Origin of the sequence: Paraliomyxa miuraensis (assembly GCF_026337845.1) — a bacterium.
GTDB lineage: Bacteria > Myxococcota_A > Polyangia > Nannocystales > Nannocystaceae > Paraliomyxa > Paraliomyxa miuraensis.
On the sequence record NZ_JAOVZF010000140.1, the window covers coordinates 65,569 to 81,793 of the forward strand.

At 69.9% G+C, this 16,225-nt stretch carries 12 protein-coding genes; 8 read left to right on the top strand and 4 right to left on the bottom strand.

Going from position 1 to position 16,225, the window contains the following annotated elements:
* Nucleotides 1-155: 155 nt before the first annotated feature.
* From OEB96_RS08360 to OEB96_RS08380, 5 genes are all read left to right on the top strand, one after another.
* Nucleotides 156-1,217 (top strand): succinylglutamate desuccinylase/aspartoacylase family protein, encoded by a 1,062-nt coding sequence (locus OEB96_RS08360; RefSeq protein ID WP_266214957.1) that lies wholly within the window; start codon nucleotides 156-158, stop codon nucleotides 1,215-1,217.
* Entirely contained in the window at nucleotides 1,214-2,212 is a 999-nt protein-coding gene (locus tag OEB96_RS08365; protein WP_266214958.1) for an ATP-grasp domain-containing protein, read from the top strand. The genes OEB96_RS08360 and OEB96_RS08365 overlap by 4 nt, the downstream gene beginning before the upstream one ends.
* Nucleotides 2,213-2,856: 644 nt before the next feature.
* Nucleotides 2,857-5,202, top strand: a complete 2,346-nt coding sequence (locus OEB96_RS08370; protein ID WP_266214959.1) for a type VI secretion system Vgr family protein — start codon at nucleotides 2,857-2,859, stop codon at nucleotides 5,200-5,202.
* 8 nt (nucleotides 5,203-5,210) lie between these two features.
* Nucleotides 5,211-6,800 carry a methyltransferase regulatory domain-containing protein gene (locus tag OEB96_RS08375; RefSeq protein ID WP_266214960.1) on the top strand — a complete coding sequence of 530 codons (1,590 nt, stop codon included), beginning with the start codon at nucleotides 5,211-5,213 and terminating at the stop codon, nucleotides 6,798-6,800.
* A gap of 66 nt (nucleotides 6,801-6,866) precedes the next feature.
* On the top strand, nucleotides 6,867-7,385 hold the full coding sequence (locus OEB96_RS08380) for a hypothetical protein (protein WP_266214961.1): 519 nt from the start codon (nucleotides 6,867-6,869) through the stop codon (nucleotides 7,383-7,385).
* A 3-nt stretch (nucleotides 7,386-7,388) separates the two neighbouring features.
* On the opposite strand, the gene OEB96_RS08385 is transcribed toward OEB96_RS08380, so the two are convergent.
* The 3 genes from OEB96_RS08385 to OEB96_RS08395 are packed head-to-tail and all read right to left on the bottom strand — an operon-like array spanning nucleotide 7,389 to nucleotide 10,602.
* Nucleotides 7,389-8,543 (bottom strand): DUF2169 family type VI secretion system accessory protein, encoded by a 1,155-nt coding sequence (locus OEB96_RS08385; protein WP_266214963.1) that lies wholly within the window; start codon nucleotides 8,541-8,543, stop codon nucleotides 7,389-7,391.
* 2 nt (nucleotides 8,544-8,545) lie between these two features.
* Nucleotides 8,546-9,604, bottom strand: coding sequence for a hypothetical protein (locus OEB96_RS08390; protein ID WP_266214964.1), 1,059 nt, complete (start codon nucleotides 9,602-9,604; stop codon nucleotides 8,546-8,548).
* Nucleotides 9,605-9,612: 8 nt separating this feature from the next.
* Nucleotides 9,613-10,602: a DUF2169 domain-containing protein gene (locus tag OEB96_RS08395; protein ID WP_266214965.1), complete on the bottom strand. Its 990-nt coding sequence runs from the start codon at nucleotides 10,600-10,602 to the stop codon at nucleotides 9,613-9,615.
* Between the two features lie 133 nt (nucleotides 10,603-10,735).
* Here OEB96_RS08395 and OEB96_RS08400 point away from each other — a divergent pair, with 133 nt between their 5' ends.
* Nucleotides 10,736-11,341 carry a hypothetical protein gene (locus OEB96_RS08400; protein ID WP_266214966.1) on the top strand — a complete coding sequence of 202 codons (606 nt, stop codon included), beginning with the start codon at nucleotides 10,736-10,738 and terminating at the stop codon, nucleotides 11,339-11,341.
* A gap of 4 nt (nucleotides 11,342-11,345) precedes the next feature.
* Here OEB96_RS08400 and OEB96_RS08405 read toward each other — a convergent pair whose 3' ends face one another.
* Complete coding sequence (locus tag OEB96_RS08405; RefSeq protein ID WP_266214967.1) at nucleotides 11,346-11,996, bottom strand: hypothetical protein; 651 nt, start codon at nucleotides 11,994-11,996, stop codon at nucleotides 11,346-11,348.
* Between the two features lie 139 nt (nucleotides 11,997-12,135).
* On the opposite strand from OEB96_RS08405, the gene OEB96_RS08410 reads away from it, so the two are divergent.
* Together OEB96_RS08410 and OEB96_RS08415 are read left to right on the top strand one after the other, a co-directional pair.
* Nucleotides 12,136-14,718, top strand: a complete 2,583-nt coding sequence (locus OEB96_RS08410) for a hypothetical protein (RefSeq protein WP_266214968.1) — start codon at nucleotides 12,136-12,138, stop codon at nucleotides 14,716-14,718.
* Nucleotides 14,715-16,223 carry a hypothetical protein gene (locus tag OEB96_RS08415; RefSeq protein WP_266214969.1) on the top strand — a complete coding sequence of 503 codons (1,509 nt, stop codon included), beginning with the start codon at nucleotides 14,715-14,717 and terminating at the stop codon, nucleotides 16,221-16,223. Before OEB96_RS08410 ends, OEB96_RS08415 begins: the two co-directional genes overlap by 4 nt.
* Nucleotides 16,224-16,225 lie beyond the last annotated feature (2 nt).

A 16,225-nucleotide genomic window follows, 5' to 3' on the forward strand; every position in this document is an offset into this window, starting at 1 on the left:
CTACGCCTTGGGGGCGGCCGGCGACACCCACCGGGAATTCGCGGGGGGTCGGCATGGGAATGACACCGGATGTGCGCGACGATGCTCGTGATGCCCGACGGCTCCCCCGAAGCCGGGTGCCGTTTCCGTGCCTGCCCCCACTCGAGCCACCAGCCGTGAACGACCCGATCGAAGCGAGCCATCCCACCCTGTCCGCCCTGTTCTTGGATCGGCGCATCTGCTGTGTGGATGCGCTGCGCGTGGCAGACCTCCCCGCGGGTCGGGTCACCCGCTTGCTCGTCGACCTGGTCCATGATGGCATGGGGCGGGCGACCCAGCTGCCCGTGATCGTGGTCAAGGGTCGCCGCGAGGGTCCGATCTTCGGCGTCACCGCCGCGCTCCACGGCAACGAGCTCAACGGGATCCCCGTGGTGCACCGCCTGGTGGCCACGACCGAGCCCGACACGCTGCGCGGAGCGCTCGTGGTGGTCCCCGTGCTCAACGTGCCGGGGCTGCTTCAGCACACGCGCGAGTTCGACGACGGCATCGACCTGAACCACGTGTTCCCCGGTCGGGAGGGCGGCACGGAGTCGCACGTGTATGCGGCGCGCCTGGTGTCGCGGGTGATCCAGCCGTTCGACTACCTGGCCGACCTCCACACGGCCAGCTTCGGGCGCATCAACACGCTCTACGTGCGCGCGGATCTCGACGACCCGACCACGGCGAAGATGGCGTTGCTCCAGCGCCCCAGCATCATCCTGCACAACCCGCCCATGGATCACACCCTGCGCGGATGGATGTCGTCGCGGGGCTCGCCGGCCATCACGGTGGAGATCGGCAATCCCCACGTGTTCCAGCCGCGGCAGGTCAAGCGCACGCTCCAGGGCTTGCGCGCCATGCTGGCGCAGATGAAGATGCTTCCGCGGCGGCCGCTGGCCCCCGTTCCCGCCCCCGTGCTCTGCGATCGCTCGCGCTGGTTGTATGCCGACACGGGAGGCCTGTTGCAGGTCTTGCCGGAGCTGCGCGACATGGTGGAGGAGGGGCAGGTGATCGCGCGGCAGGTCGACGTGTTCGGGGACCTGGTGCGCGAGTACACCGCGCCGCATCGCGGCATCGTGATCGGCAAGAGCGTGGAGCCGGTCAGCGCCACCGGGGCCCGCATCCTGCACCTGGGGCACGTCGTCGAGGATCATCGCTTTGGCACCCTCGAGGCGCTCCTGGAGGAGCCGCTGCCATGAGGCTGGGCGTGCTGGTCAACGAGCTGCAGGGCATCGGCCCGCGGCAGTCGACCGCCATGCTCATCTCCGCGCTCCATGGCCAGGGGCACGACGTCCGGGTGTTTGGGGTGGCCGACCTGGGGATGGACGAGCACGGCGCAGTGGTGGCCCTTGCGCGTGGCCTGGGTCCGCAGGTGACCAGCGCGGATGCGGCGGTCGAGGCCCTGGCGACGGCCACGCCCACGTGGCTGCGGCTGGAGGAGCTGGGCGGCGTGATCGGTCGAGTCAATCCCGCCCGCGATGCGCGACAGGAGATGCACTCGGAGGCGCTGCAGCTGCTGCAGCTGGCCCACGACCGCGGGGTGGTGGTGCTGAACCGTCCGCAAGGGCTGGTGCGTGGTGCCTCCAAGGCCTATTTGGGGCTGTTTCCGGCGTTCACGCGCCCGCGCACCATCACCAGCGCCAATCGTCGGGATCTGCACCGGTTCGTGCTCGAGCTCGACGGCCCGGCCGTGCTCAAGCCCGCTCGGGGCACGCGTGGCGTGGGGGTGTTTCGGGCGGACCCCGGCGAGCGCAACCTCAATCAGATCCTCGACCTGCTGCTCGAGCGCGGGGGCATGGTGATCGCCCAGGAGTTCGTGCCGCGGGCCGACGAGGGCGACACGAGGGTGCTGGTGGTCGGGGGCTCGATCCTCCGGGTGGGAGGGGCGGCGGCCACCATCCGCCGCGTGCCGGCCGAGGACGACTTCCGCAGCAACATCCATGCGGGTGGGCGACCCGTGCCGGGCGTGCTCACGCCCGCCATGGAGCGCGTGGTGGAGGCGGTGGGACCACGCCTGGTCGAGGACGGCCTGTTCCTGGTGGGCCTGGACTTCATCGGCGACGTGCTGTGCGAGGCCAACGTGCACAGCGCGGGCGGGCTGTTCGATCTCGAACGGTTCACCGGTCAGCCCTTCACCGAGGCGCTCGCGCGCGCGATGGTCGAGCAGATCGAGCGCGAGCGCAGCGCGAACTGACCACCGAGGCTTCGGAGGCTTCGAAAGAAGCGAGCCCCGTCGCCTTTGGGGGAAGCGACGGGGCTCGAGAGGGCGACCCTTCGTTTGGGGTGATGGGGGGGGAGGTCGCCAGGAAAGGAACGGCCGCGCATGGGAGCGCGGCCTCGTCACTGTCGAGCGATTTTGGTTGGGGACCGAGAGGAACGCCGAGGCAAAGGATGGGGGAGGGAGCCTCGGCGCCGCTCGGCAGTGACAGGGCTTTAGTGTGATCCGCGAACGAACCGATCACGAAAAAATGCGGATCGACTCGTGAACCGACGCGGCGCTCGTGGATCGATCGACCGATGCGGTGGCGTTCGGGGAACCAAAGGGAAAGACCCTGCAGCGTTGGGGGCACTGCAGGGTCTTGGATGAGGCCACCGCGTTGGGGGCTCGCGGTGGTGGGAGACGAAGCCGCGTTGGGGGCTCGCGGCACGGCTTTGGTCGTTGCCCCGTTTGGGGGCCGGCGCAGCGACCTTGCGCGTGATTAGTGGAAATCAGCCCCCAACCGATCACGGAAAGTGCAGGGGGATTCGAAGATAGGTGCGACATGTAGGCGGATCGCGCAATGAGCGCGGTCGATGAGCGCCCAACCGCCCGCGGCTCCGTGCCATAGTCCGATCGCGATGACGGGCGAGCCCATCTCGACGGTCGACTACACGTTCGACGTGCAAGGCGGGCCCAACCCCGAGTGGCTGGTCCGGCGCTTCCACCTCACCGAGGGACTGAGCCAGCCCTACGCGCTCATCGTCGACGTCCTCACCGAGGAGGTGGGGGTGAACCCCGAGGAGCTGCTCGGAGCCAGCGCTCGGCTCGACATCGATCGCCGCGAGGTCATGCGGCAGGTCGCGGGGGTGATCCACCGGGTGGACTACGTGGGGGTCAACGTGGATCGCAAGCTGGCGCTGCGGATCCACGTGGTGCCGGCCCTCAAGCTGCTGTCGCAGGATCTCGGCAGCCGCATCTACCAGGACCAGACGGTGCCGGAGATCTTGAAGGCGGTGCTCGAGCCGGCGCTGTCGGCGTTCGGGCGCGAGATGGATGCGTCGGGGCTGTCGACCTCGACCGAGCAGTACCCCAAGCGCGACTACTGCGTCCGCCTGCGCGAGTCGGCCCTCGACTTCGTCAGCCGGCTGATGGAGGAGGACGGGATCACCTACTACTTCCGCGTCACCGACAACAAGGAGGTGATGGTCCTGGTCGACCAGAGCAGCGGCGACCCCAACACCGCGTTCCCCGAGGCCGAGTACATCGATCCCGATGGGTCGGGCGTGATCCCCATCATCACCGATCGCCCCGACACGGCCGACCGCGACTCGCTGCGCTACTTCGACTGGTGCCAGCCGCTGCGACCCAACCAGGTGATGGTGCGCAGCTTCAACTGGAAGGCGTTCGACCCCAACCCCAAGGCGCAGCTGGAGACCAGCTCGCCGGCCGAGGATCCCTCGCCGCTGCGGCGGCAGTACGTGTTCTCGGCGGGGCGCAAGGCGGTCGACGAGCAGGCGGGGGCCGACCCCTCGTCGGGGTTCGACGGCACGGCGATCGACGAGCCCCTGCTCGAGGCGAAGCGGCGCTACGAGCTCTACGACAGCGAGAGCCAGCTGGGCCGCGGCCAGTCCAACGTGGTGGGCTTCTTCTCGGGTGCGCGCTTCACCCTCGACGATCGCTCGTTCCCCCTGCTCGACCAGCTCGACTTCCTGCTCACCCGCATCACCCACCGCGGAGAGGCCCCGGGGGTGGAGGCGTCGGGCAGCGACGACGGGCCGCGCTACGAGAACACCTTCGAGTGCATCCCGGTCGGCAAGCCGTATCGACCGTCCCGCACGACCCCTTCGCCGCGCGTGCATGGGCCCCAGACGGCCACCGTCACCGGGGGCTCGGGCGAGGAGATCCACACCGACAAGCACGGCCGCATCAAGGTGCGCTTCCACTGGGACGAGCACTCGGCGCTCGACGGGGGCTCGTCGTGCTGGGTTCGCGTGGCGCAGATGTGGGCGGGCCCGGGCTGGGGCACCGTGTTCATCCCGCGCGTGGGCATGGAGGTGGTGGTCGAGTTCCTCGACGGCAGTCCCGATCGGCCGCTGGTGACCGGCTGCGTCTACAACAGCGCCAACACGCCGCCCTATCCGCTGCCGGCCGAGAAGACCAAGAGCACGATCAAGTCCAATTCCTCGGTGGGAGGCGGCGGCTTCAACGAGCTGCGCTTCGAGGACGCCAAGGGCAGCGAGGAGGTCTTCATCCACGCCCAGAAGGACATGAACGAGGTCGTGCTCAACCACCACTCGACCACGGTGGGACACAACCAGACCCACAACGTCGACGTCGATCGCACGCGCACGGTCAAGGGCAACGAGCTGGTCACGATCGAGGGCAACCAGACGATCATCATCAACGGCAGCCCGTGCGGTCGCTCGAAGTCCACGTGCGAGGTCAAGGGCAACAACATCTCGGTCAACGACACCTACAAGCTGCACGCCGACAACCAGATCCTCCTCGATGCCCCCAACCTCTTCAAGCTGACGGTGGGCGGCAGCACGATCACGGTGGATCCCACCTCCATCAAGATCTGCGCGGGCGGAGGCTCGTCGATCGTGCTCGACTCGAAGATCGTGGCCGCCTCCAGCGCCAAGAGCACGATCACGATGACCGGCGACATCAACGCCACCTCGAACAGCGGCAGCACGCTGGATCTCAAGGGCAACGCGCAGCTGATGTCCAACGATGGCTCGTTCATCAACCTGACCGGCAACGTGGACTTGGGCGCCAGTACGGGAGCCAACATCGTGCTCACGGCGGATGCCACGGTCAACGGCGGCACGGTCACGCTCAACGGCAAGAGCGGGCAGGTGGTCGCCGACGGCAGCGGGGTGGGCGTGAGCAACGGCGCCATCGTGATCAAGGGCGCCTCGGTGAACATCGACGGCGGCGGAGCCACGGGCTCGTTCGCCGGTGGCATGGTCAAGCTGAACTAGCCCGCACAATGACCGACGCACCGGAACCTCTCGACGGCTACGATCAGGTTCCCTATACGAGCTACCCGTATCCTCAGTCGCATCCCGATCGGCTGCACGTGGTGGCGTCGCTCTTCGGCGCACGGCCGGCGCTCGCGTCGGGGTGTCGGGTGCTGGAGCTGGGGTGTGGCTCGGGCGGGAACCTGCTGCCGATGGCCGAGCTGCTGCCGGGCAGCGAGCTGGTGGGGGTGGACCGGTCGCGCCGGCAGATCGAGCTGGGGCGGGAGCTGGCGGCGGAGGCCGGGCTGACCAACGTGGAGCTGCGCCGGGCCGATCTGATGGACGTGGATGCATCGTGGGGGACGTTCGACTTCATCCTCTGCCACGGCGTGTATTCGTGGGTGCCCGCCCGGGTGCAGGACAAGATCCTCGAGATCCTGCGCGATCATCTGCGACGACCCGACGGCATCGGCTACGTCAGCTACAACGTCTATCCGGGCTGGCACCTGCGAGAGATGGTGCGGCACATGATGCGCTATCACGTGCGCGAGCTGACCGAGCCCGCCGTGCGCGTGGAGCAGGCCAAGGCCCTGCTGGGGTTCCTGAGCGAGAACGTGTCCGACGGGCAGGGGCCCTACGGGGCCTCGCTGCTGCGGGAGCTGAGGCTCTTGCGGGCGCTGCCCGACGACTACCTCTATCACGAGCACCTCGAGGACGACAACGAGCCGATCTACTTCTACCAGTTCGCCGAGCGGCTCGCGGCGCATCGCCTGCAGTACGTGGGCGAGACGGACCTGCAGACGATGATCGCTCGGGGGCTGGCTCCGGAGGTGGAGGCCACGCTCGATCGGATCGCCCCCGATCTGCTGACGCGTGAGCAGTACATGGACTTCGTGCGCAACCGGCAGTTCCGCGCCACGGTGATCTGCCACGAGGGCGTGACGCTGCGACGCGAGCTGGGGCCGAGCGCCGCGCAGTCGCTCTCGTTCGAGCTGCTGGGCCGTCCCAAGGACGGCGCGGTCGATCTGACCCCAGGGCTGCCGCAGGTGTTCGTGGGGCCGGGGGAGGTCGAGATGACGACCTCGACGCCGCTGACCAAGGCGGCGCTGCTCCTGCTGCAGCGGGCGTGGCCCCGGGCGCTGTCGGTCGACGTGCTGTTTCAGCGGGCGTCGTCGCTGGTGCGCGAGGCGGGCCTGCCGGCGGAGTCCGGGCAGGAGGAGACGCTGGCCTCCGATCTGCTCTGGTGCAGCTTCGGCGGCGCGGTCGGGGTGCGTCGCTGGGTGCCGCCGGTGGCGGCGGTGGTGCCTGCCCGTCCGCGGGCGAGCCGGGTTGCACGGGCCCAAGCGCGTCGAGGTGACTTCGTGGCGAGCCTGCACCACCAGCTCGTTCGCCTCGACCGTGCGCCGCGGCAGCTGATCCTGCGGCTCGACGGCGAGCACGACCAGGAGCGCCTGTGCGCCGTGCTCACCGAGCTGGTGATCCAGGGCGAGCTGGAGCTGACCCTGGACGGACGGCCGCTGCGCGAGCGCGCGAGCATCCGGGCCCCGCTCGCCCACGTGGTGGAGCAGACGCTGGCCAAGATGGTGGGCCAGGCGCTGCTGCTGGCCGAGGACGCGTGAGGCCGCGATGAACGGTCGACGGTCGCTCGACCGACGTGCCATTCTGCCGACGACGCGAAGATGTCGATGCAGACCCATCTCCACCACGACCCCTTGTGGTCGATGGTCGTCGTGTTCGGGGTGAATCTCGCCCTGCCGCTCATCCTCGCCCTCGCCTTCGCGATCGCAGGGGCGCGTCGCGGGGGAGATCAACGGGGCGCGTATCTCCAGCTCGCGCGCTGGTCGGTCGTCGTGTGCGTGGTGATGCAGCTGCTGTGCGTCGGCTACCACGCCAGGCGGCTGCTCGGCAGCGCCGAGCAGGGCACGGTGACGCAGAAGGAAGAGGTCGTCGAGAGTCGCTACCCCAAGTGCGAGCTGACGCTGCAGAGCGCCCAGGGCGAGCTGGAGCTCACGGTGCCTCAGGGGGACTGTCGCGGCCTGGAGCCGGGCACCACCGTGCCGATCATCACGGTCTCGGGTACCACCACGTTCGCCCAGGTGGGCGAGGCCGCAACGGCGCACGCAGGTCTCACGCTCGGGCTCGGCCCGCTGATGATCCTGCTGATCGCGTGGCTGCTGGTGCGTGGGCCGTCCCGCGAGGGGTAGCGCTCAGTCCCACTCGACGCGCAGCGGCATCGCCATCAGCTCCTCGACGAGGTAGGGCCGCGGCGCCACGTTCTTGCCTCCCCACACCACGGTCACCCGATCCTCGTCGGGCTCGATCACCACGTGGTGGAGCTTGGGCTCGGTCTCCTCGAGGGTTCCGTTCCACGAGCCCGTCCAGATCCGCGGCCGGCCCGGAGGCAGCCGAAATCGCAGCCGTGGCTCGCGGGCGTGCAGGTTCTCGAGTTCGAACTCGATGGTGTGGACCTCGTTGGTGAACGGCCCCAGCGCGAGCCCCAGCGAGGCCCCGTTCCAGAACCGCGGGGTGTAGACGTGCTCGACCTTGCCCAGCCGCGGGAAGTCGGGCGGCACGAACCCGCGCCTGACTTCGGGCAGCGGGCCCAGATCCGGGTGGCACGGGTGCATGCTGCCGGCGAAGGCGATCCGCGGGAACTCGGCCAGGTGGGTCCAGCCCAGGAACCACGGCAGCGGCATCGTGGGCCAGCGACCCGGGTGCCCCACCGCGAGCTTGTCCGGGCTCAGCAAGGCCTGGGGGTCCTCGAGGTTGGGCAGCTCGAGCGCCTCGCAGGCCTGTGCGGTGGGGGTGACCAGGTAGCCCCGACCGGCCCGATTGCGCGGGTAGGCAAAGGGGCTGTGCGCGGCGGCGTCCCAGCCGGCCTCCTTCTCGAGGATCTCGTACGGGTTGCCCCACGTGCTCTCGGTGACCATGTCACGCCCCCCGTAGGCGCGATCCTTGGTGACCGGTATGCGGTCGAAGGGCTCGGGCTCGGAGAACACGATGCGCCCATCCCGACCCAGGGCGACCTTGCGATCGCCGAACACCTCGAGGCGCTTTTGGACCGGCCCCACGCGGATCGACGCATACCCGCGCCGGGACCCCGGCGGAGCGTAGGCATGCCCGAGGACGACCACGTCGGTGAGCGCCTTGTCGGGATAGATGTCGGCGTCGTGGAGCACGTGGCATCCCGGGACGGAGTCGTCCCACTCGAGCGGCCGCAGCGGCAGCTGCTCGTCCGAGACCATGATGCGGCCGTGCGTGACTCGGTAGGTTCGCTTGACCAGCACCGCGATCTGCGGGCGGTGGGACGGATCGTTGCCGCCGACCTGGAACACGGTCTCGCTGCAGCGCTCGGCTCGCATCGTCACCATTCCTCCACGGGCTGGTTGGCCAGGTCGCCGCCCGGCTGGCCGGGCTCAGGGGTGCGCTCGGGCGCCGGCTGCTGCAGGGCATCGCGCTGGGCCTGCTGCTGCTGTTGCGACGGAACGTTGCCGTTGGTCGTGCCCACCGTGTCCTGGGCGGAGCCATCGCCGGTCTGCGGGGCCCCGGTCGGGGCCGGGGTCGCGGTTGGTTGGGGCGTGCTCGGCGTCGTGCTCGCCGGGGACGAGCGGTCGCTCGGGCTGTCGCCGGTGATCGCGTTGCCGAGGCCGTAGCCGAACGCATTGCCCGCCGAGCCCCCATCCACATCGCTCCCGAGCAAACCGGGAAGGCTGTGCCCCAGCGGCGAGCCGACCAGGAACAGCGCGACGCCGCCCAGGGTGCTCTCCACCACGCTCTTGACCAGGGGCGTGGCGAACAGGGCGGCCTTGCTCATCAGGTAGGTCCCCACGCGAGACCCCATGATGCGCCTGATGATCGGGCCCGAGATCCGCCCGGCCAGCTTGCCCGCCGCAAAGCTCAGCAGGGCGGTGACCGCCGCGTCGATGGCCATGGTGATGAAGCCACCGATGATGTCGCCCCAGGTCAGCGAGGTCTCGACCGTGTTCCAGGTGATCACCACCCCGGTCGGCGCGACCAGGCCGATGCCGGCCGAGAGGATGTCCCAGCAGTTGCCGTTGATGTCGACGACGAAGATGAGCGCGCAGCCGATGACCTTGCCCTCGGTCAGCACCGAGGCCGGGCCGAAGTAGCTCTTGGATCCGGAGAACCCGATGACCAGCGGCAACAGCACCAGGTTGGGCATCGGCGGGATGGGCACGTGGGGGATCAGGTTGCCGATGTCCGAGGTGCGCCGAACGATCATCCAACCGCCGTCCTGGGTGGTCTTGCTCGTCTTGTCCACCTTCATGACGATCCCGTTGAGGATGCTGAAGCAGACGTGCGGGAACGACGGCGCGGGGTTCCACGGCGGCGTGACCGAGATCTCCCCGTGCAGATCGAAGCCGACCATGGGGAAGCAGGGCTTGAGGACGTTGTGACCCATGGGACTCCTCAAGCGCTCGCGGGGAGGGATTCCGCGGCTGGTACGAGCAAGCAGCTGCGCTCTTCGCCCGAGCGCAGCTGGTAGCGAAAGGGATAGCGATAGGTGACGAAGGCCCGGCCGAGGTCGGGGGCGATGCCGATCTGCTCGACCTTCAGCGGGCGCTCGGCCGTCTTGCTGCCGATCTTCATGCGCACGACCATGCCGGGGTCGGGGACGGGGAACGCCAGGGCGCCGTTGGGCGTGAAGTGCTCGAGCTGGATCCACTGCCCGAACCCGATGGGGGGCGCCACCATCCTGGGAAAGGCGCTGCTGAGGAGCTTGACCAGGTCGAACGACGGCGGCTCTCCCTCGCGTGCCGTGACCGAGTCGCGGGCGCGCATCCCCAGCTCGTAGGGGCAAAAGCCCAGCCCGGCCGGATCGGGCGCGTCGTTCCAGGTGGCGATGCGCTGATCGAGCTCTTCGAAGTTGGGCAGCGGCTGGCCCTCGGCCTGCTCCTCGCTGATGTAGAAGCCGACGCCGTTGGGGTTGAGGGGATACTCGATCCGCATGTCCTCCCGCTCGGCGCTGCCCCCAAAGGCACGGGCGAGGCTGATCTCCATGCGTGCGAAGGGCTCGGGCCCGGTGACGGTCCACTGTCGTCCTTGCCGACGCCAGCGGCGGTCGCCGAACACCGCGACGCTGCGCGTCCACGGCTGACCACGGGGGGCCTGCACCCGGACCGTGGCGGTGGTCGCGATCGCAGGCGGGCTGGGCGGGTAGACGTGGCCGACGACGATCAAGTCGACCCCGCGCTTGTCGTAGGGCGTGTCGGGCTCGAAGATCCCGAAGATCGTCTCCTCCCCTTCGGCGGGGCAGGGCAGCGGCTCGTCGAGCGGTCGCAGGGTCTGGCCCTCGATGGCATAGAGGACCCGCATGAGCACGGAGCCCGCCATCGTGCCGTTGCCAATGGAGGTTCGAAGCAGTCCCGCGCTCCAGGGGGCCCGATTCTCGAAGCGCATGCGGACCGAACTATACCCGATGTCTCGGGAGCGCGGCGTCGGCGTTCGTTCTCGCGCGGCGCCTGCCGCTGGCCGAGGACGGCTTGTCCGAGGGCGGTGCGACGGGTATGAACTAGTGCGAAGGTCGGGCGCGATGAAGACCGAGGACGAGCGCAACGAAACCGTCCTCGAGCCGTTGGCCGAGGTCAATCCCCTCGAGGCGCTGCTCGATGAGCACCAGGCCCGTCGCGAGACACCGGGCCCGGGGCCGATGTGCCTGATGGGGCGGGTCATCGACGATCGCCATCCCACGCTGGGGGGGCGAGTGCGGGTGCGCTGGCGAGCGGCGAACGGATCCACGCAGGAGCGCTGGCTGCTCACCCTCCAGGGGCTGCCCGTGCGAACGGAGGATCGGGTGCTGATGCTGTGCCCCGAGGGCAGCGAGGAGCCCGTGGTCACCGGGGTGCTCGACGGTTTCGCCCGGCGACCCGAGCTCGAGCGGAGCGGGGCCGCCCAGGTGGAGCTGCGGCGCGACGAGGCGGTGCGGATCGTGGGAGCCACGGGCGAGCCGCTGCTGGAGATCCACGAGGGGGAATCGGGGCCGGTGGTGACCGTGCTGCACGAGGACCTCGAGCTCGCCGTCCCGGGCCGGGTGCGAATTCGCGGGCGGCAGGTGCAGCTCGAGGCGACCGCGGGCGCGGTGGAGGTCGATGCCACCGACGAGGTCGCCCTGCGGGGCGAGGTGGTCAAGCTGAATTGACCCGCTATGGCAGCGCGAGCGCTCGGGGGACGAAGGCGTCGCTCTTGCCGTAGCAGTCGCCGTCGTGGGCCTTGGTGACCGGCGTGGCGTCGAGCGGCAGCCCGGGCAGCGAGCTCGGCGGCTCGATCGCATGCCCGCCCTTGTCGCTGCGAAACACGAGCTTGGCGCGCTGGAACGTGATCTCCGGCTCCACGGGCGGGCACTTGCCGCCGCAGACTTGCCGCCCGCCTTCGTTCCATGTGCTCACGCGGTAGGTCACGTCGAACGGCCGGCTCGGTCCGCTGGGTGCGGCCGGGCACACGAGGATCTCGTCGATTGTCACCCGGTGACCGGGCCCGTCCACGCAGGCCGAGGAGGTCGTGGCGTGCGTGCCCGCCACGGTGAGCAGGCGCGTGACCTCCTCGATCACCATCAGCGGCGCCTGGCAGTTGTAGGGCAGCGGCGCGGGCTTGGAGGCGGGGGCGGAGGTGCCCACTCCGCTCGCGGAAGTGGCCACGGCCGGAGCCCCGGGGCCGTCCACCACCATGTCGGCCTGGAGCGAGGACGGGTCGGCCCCGGGGGTGGTGGCGTCGGAGGGCTCGGCCACGTTGGTGGTGGTGCAGGCCGTGGCGAGGATGCACGACGAGGCGAGGATTCCGAGCGTCAGGCGGGTCACCAAGCGAGCATAGCGAATTCGACCGTGTGCCCGCAGGCCGGCCTTGGCCCACGGTCGTACCCGGCCACGTGACGGGGGCCGTGGATCGGCGCTCCCGCGCCCGGCGGGATCTGCTACGGTCGACCGCGACCGGCCGCCCATGTCGGAGCATCACCACCTGTGCTGGGGCTGGGGCCCGCAGTACCTGTTCGCCGACCGCTGGGAGGCGATCGCACCCGATGTCGTGCCCGTGTCGGTGGAGCGGGCCGCCGCGGTGGTCGAGGCGATCGCCCGCGAGGATCCCACGGCCCTGCGTCGGCTGGGGATGAGCATGGGCTGGCTGACGACCGAGCCACTGGCCGAGCCCGAGCCGAGCGAGCTGGTCGAGCGCGTGCTCGACGATCTCGAGCGACCCACCGGCCGCCTCGCGCTCTACGAGCGCCCGCGCGACGACAGCCTGGGCCAGCTCGACGTGGTCGACGACGACGACATCGTCGATCTGAGCGATCTGACCGACCAGCAGGAGACCACCTGGATCGAGTTTCGCCTGCACGACCAGAACGACGAGCCGTTCGCCGGGCTGGAGTACGAGCTGCACCACGCCGATGGTCGCGACACCACCGGGCGCCTCAACGAGCTGGGCATCGTGCACCTGCAGGACATTCCTGCTGGTGACTACACGATCCGCTTCCCCGCGGCCGAGCTGGTGGTGCTGGGCGAGGATGGGCCCCCCGGGGAGGGGCTGGCCGACTACGGGGTCACGCGCCTGCAGCTGCTCGGCACGGGTGGGGCCCGCTCGCACGGCTGGACCACCAACGACGATCCCCCGGCCGCCGACGACGAGGTGGGCTTCTTCCTCGCGTCGGGGGCCGAGACGATCAAGATCACCTACACCATCGAGGATCCCGAGGGGCGCACCGAGCACGCCACGCTCGAGCTCTTCGTGCTCGACGACGACGGCGACGAGGTGATCCTGTGGAGCCGCCCGCTGACGGCCGAGGAATTCGCCGCGGGTGATCACGAGTTCGACTGGAACGGCCAGGTCGACGTCACGCCGACCTTGCCCGAGGGCTTCCCGACCGTGCTGCGCTCGCCCTATACCCTGCGGCTGCGGCTGCGGGGCCATGGCGAGGCCAACCCCCCGGAGGCCTCGACGTGGTTTGGCGTGGACGTGGCCGCGATCGAGCTCGAGCTCGGCGACGAGATCACGCTCTCGGCCAATCGCGATCGCACCCTCCACGGCACCCTGGGCGGCAGCCTGCCCGCCGCCGGGGCGACCACCAAGGTCGAGCTGGTCAGCAACGTGTTCAAGACCAGCAGCGCCGAGATGAATTCCAACGCGCTGTTCACCGAGTACCAGAGCCTGTGGGGTCGGGGGCCCCAGATCCCGGTGTTCGCGGCCATCAAGGCCAAGGACTCGCAGGGCAACGCCACGCTGGCCCCGCGCGCGCTGGCCGGGGTGAAGATCGCCTGGGAGTGGATCGACGTGGCCGAGGACACCTCGTCGCACCACGCCAAGGCCAAGGCCTACCTCGACGCGGCGCTCGACTTCGACAAGGACCTCACCGAGCCCGCGGGCGACAATTGCCACGTCGATCGCGGGGGCAAGCGGGGCCCGGGGGCCGATCCCGTGTTCCCCGAGCAGGCGGGCCAGGCTCCGTCGGGCTCGCTGACGGCCGGCACGTTCCCGTTCGAGGTGGCGCGCTACCTCGAGCGCGCCGACATGGCGATCACCAAGGCGTGGACCGACGGCGTCGTGGGCGGCAAGACGGGGGTGTTGTTCGAGCCCTCGCGGATGGCCGGCGACGCGTGGTCGCTGCGGGTGTCGCTCTTGCGAGACATGGAGGAGAACGGCCCCAAGGCGGGCGCGGTCCAGGCCAGCATGGGGACCCTCGAGACGTGGCGCCAGGTCCACGTGGTCACCTATCTCAAGAAGAACGCCGCGATCGCCGACGTGAACATCGGCACCTTCCAGGCCTACTACCGCGCCGCCAAGGTCGAGATGAAGGACGACACCGGCGGCTCGCAGCTCATGGTCGAGGCCGACTACAACGCCAAGGTCGCCACCGCCGTGGCCGCGCAGCAATGGTTCGTGCAGGCGGCGATCGACGGCGCCGTCAACCAGTACACGGCGGGGAACTACGCGCTCCACTTTCGCAGCTACAACGACTTCAAGACCGCGGTGCGGGCCGCCCAGGGCTGGAGCGCGGCCCAGCTCACCACGTGGCTGGCCGGCGGCGGCGCTGCGGTCAACACCGCCAGCAAGTACCACGGCCTTTGCAAGTCGTGGGCGTCGACCATCACGGTGGCCGCGTGCAACGGCTACGTCAACGCCAACCCGGGTGTGAACATCCTGCACTTCTCGGGGCTCTACAACCTCGAGACTCAGCCGGGGGGTCGGAAGCTCAACGGCTTTGCGCCCAGCTTTGCCGCGACCGGTCGCACCAAGTGTGCGTTCGTGCTGTGCCCCGGGCCTGGCAACTATGGCGGTGGCTTCAACAACGCCCAGCAGACGCTCACCCACGAGATCGGCCACCACATGTTCCTGCCGCACGCGCCGTTCCCCACCGCCAGCGTGCCCGCCGGGGCGCAGGCCAATCGCCACGACGCCACCTACGACAACTGCACGATGAGCTACGACTACAGCGCCGAGCGCAAGTTCTGTGGCCTGTGCATCCTGCGAATGCGAGGCTGGAGCGCCGACTGGTTGCTGCCCCAGCCCGATGAGAACACGCGGCCATGAAGATCGAGCTGTCCTTGCCGCGATCGCGTGTGGTGGTGGACGAGTCCATCGAGCTGCACGTGCGCCTTTGCAACGACGGACCCACGCCGGTGCGGGTGCCCGACCCGTTCGTCAACGATGCGTGGCAGCCCGCCTACGTGCTCACGGGCCCTGCGTTCCCGACCGGCAGGCGCTTCACCGCGCGCTCGTCCACGTCTCGCGACGCGCGGCCCGTGCCCGACGACGTGCCGCTCGCGATGATCGAGCTGCCGCCGGGAGGCACCCACGAGGGCGAGATCCCGTTGTCGCAGTGGATCACGATCGATGCGCCGGGAGCGTACTCGCTGGTGGCCGAGCTCGAGCTGTCGGCCGAGCGTGCGGGGGGCACGGCGCTGGCGGTGCGCTCCGCTCCGCTGTCGCTCACGCTCGATGCCCTCGATGCCAGCAGCGCGTCGGTGGGCGTGGACGCGCAGCAGGGGCCTCCCGCCGGCCTGTGGGTCTCGTTCGTGCATGCGGGTCGCGAGCCGCCCGCGATCTACGATGCGCTCGTGCTCGAGGATCGTCCCGATCTCGGCGAGCTGCAGCGCCACGATCTCGTCCATCGGCGCGACGTGGCGGCGGGGGTCGAGGCGGTGCACGTGCCGTGGCACCACGATGATCGCATGGCGGCGCTGGCCGCCTGGCGCACGTGGATGCAGGGCGGGTCGCTCGTCGTCGACGATTCCCCGCTGGGGGTGCCGATGGCCCTGCCGCTGTCGCCCGGGTCGAGCGTCGTGACTCCGGTGTGGCAGGACGCTCGCGAGCAGCTCGACGTGCTCGTGCGAGCCCCGAGCCCGGGAGGCGGACAGCAGCTCGAGCTCGTGCGCTTTGGCAGTCACGGGCCTCCCGCTCCGCCGACCGGCGCGGTGGTGTGGCGCAGCGAGCCGCGGGGGTCGATCGCCACGGCTCGGCTGGCGCTGGGTCCGGTGAGCGGCGGGAGCCTGCGCCGCGCGGTGGCGGTCGAGTCCCGCGGTGACGATCTGGTGCTCTCCTGCTTCGCGGTGGAGGCGGGAGGCCCGGGCGCGCCGATCGCCGAGGTGACGCTGCCGCAGGTCAACCCCGTGCCCGGGCTCGGGCTGGTGCTGCGCGTCACCCCCGAGGGTCGCACGCGCGTGTGGGTGCTGGCCGATGCCAAGCACCAGGGTTGGCAGGTCTACCTGGGGCGCATGGAATTCGACGTCGACGGGCGGCTGACCGCCGCGATCGAGAAGCCACGGCCACTGGTGACCCTGCCAAGCCCTCTGGTGGAGGCCGCGCTCGAGCTGGTGCAGCCCGCCGGGGACGGGTCCGAGCCGCTGGTGTGGGCGCTGCGAACCGACGACCGGCGCGTGCTGTGGTCGCGCGATGGCTCGGCACCGCGCTGGTACAAGACGCTGCGGCCCTCCGTGCTGGCCGTGCCCATGCAGCTGCGACCGATGTCGCAGGCCACCTACCTGGCCACGCAGTCGCCGGGTCGTGCGCCCGCCCTGGTCACGCTGGAGGAGTAGTC

Bases quoted from the DNA above. Each gene is read 5' to 3' on its own strand.
- OEB96_RS08390 (WP_266214964.1), bottom strand. From the start codon at position 9,604: ATGGGTCACAACGTCCTCAAGCCCTGCTTCCCCATGGTCGGCTTCGAT.
- OEB96_RS08370 (WP_266214959.1), top strand. From the start codon at position 2,857: ATGACGGGCGAGCCCATCTCGACGGTCGACTACACGTTCGACGTGCAA.
- OEB96_RS08365 (WP_266214958.1), top strand. From the start codon at position 1,214: ATGAGGCTGGGCGTGCTGGTCAACGAGCTGCAGGGCATCGGCCCGCGG.
- OEB96_RS08385 (WP_266214963.1), bottom strand. From the start codon at position 8,543: ATGCGAGCCGAGCGCTGCAGCGAGACCGTGTTCCAGGTCGGCGGCAAC.
- OEB96_RS08375 (WP_266214960.1), top strand. From the start codon at position 5,211: ATGACCGACGCACCGGAACCTCTCGACGGCTACGATCAGGTTCCCTAT.
- OEB96_RS08415 (WP_266214969.1), top strand. From the start codon at position 14,715: ATGAAGATCGAGCTGTCCTTGCCGCGATCGCGTGTGGTGGTGGACGAG.
- OEB96_RS08400 (WP_266214966.1), top strand. From the start codon at position 10,736: ATGAAGACCGAGGACGAGCGCAACGAAACCGTCCTCGAGCCGTTGGCC.
- OEB96_RS08410 (WP_266214968.1), top strand. From the start codon at position 12,136: ATGTCGGAGCATCACCACCTGTGCTGGGGCTGGGGCCCGCAGTACCTG.
- OEB96_RS08380 (WP_266214961.1), top strand. From the start codon at position 6,867: ATGCAGACCCATCTCCACCACGACCCCTTGTGGTCGATGGTCGTCGTG.
- OEB96_RS08395 (WP_266214965.1), bottom strand. From the start codon at position 10,602: ATGCGCTTCGAGAATCGGGCCCCCTGGAGCGCGGGACTGCTTCGAACC.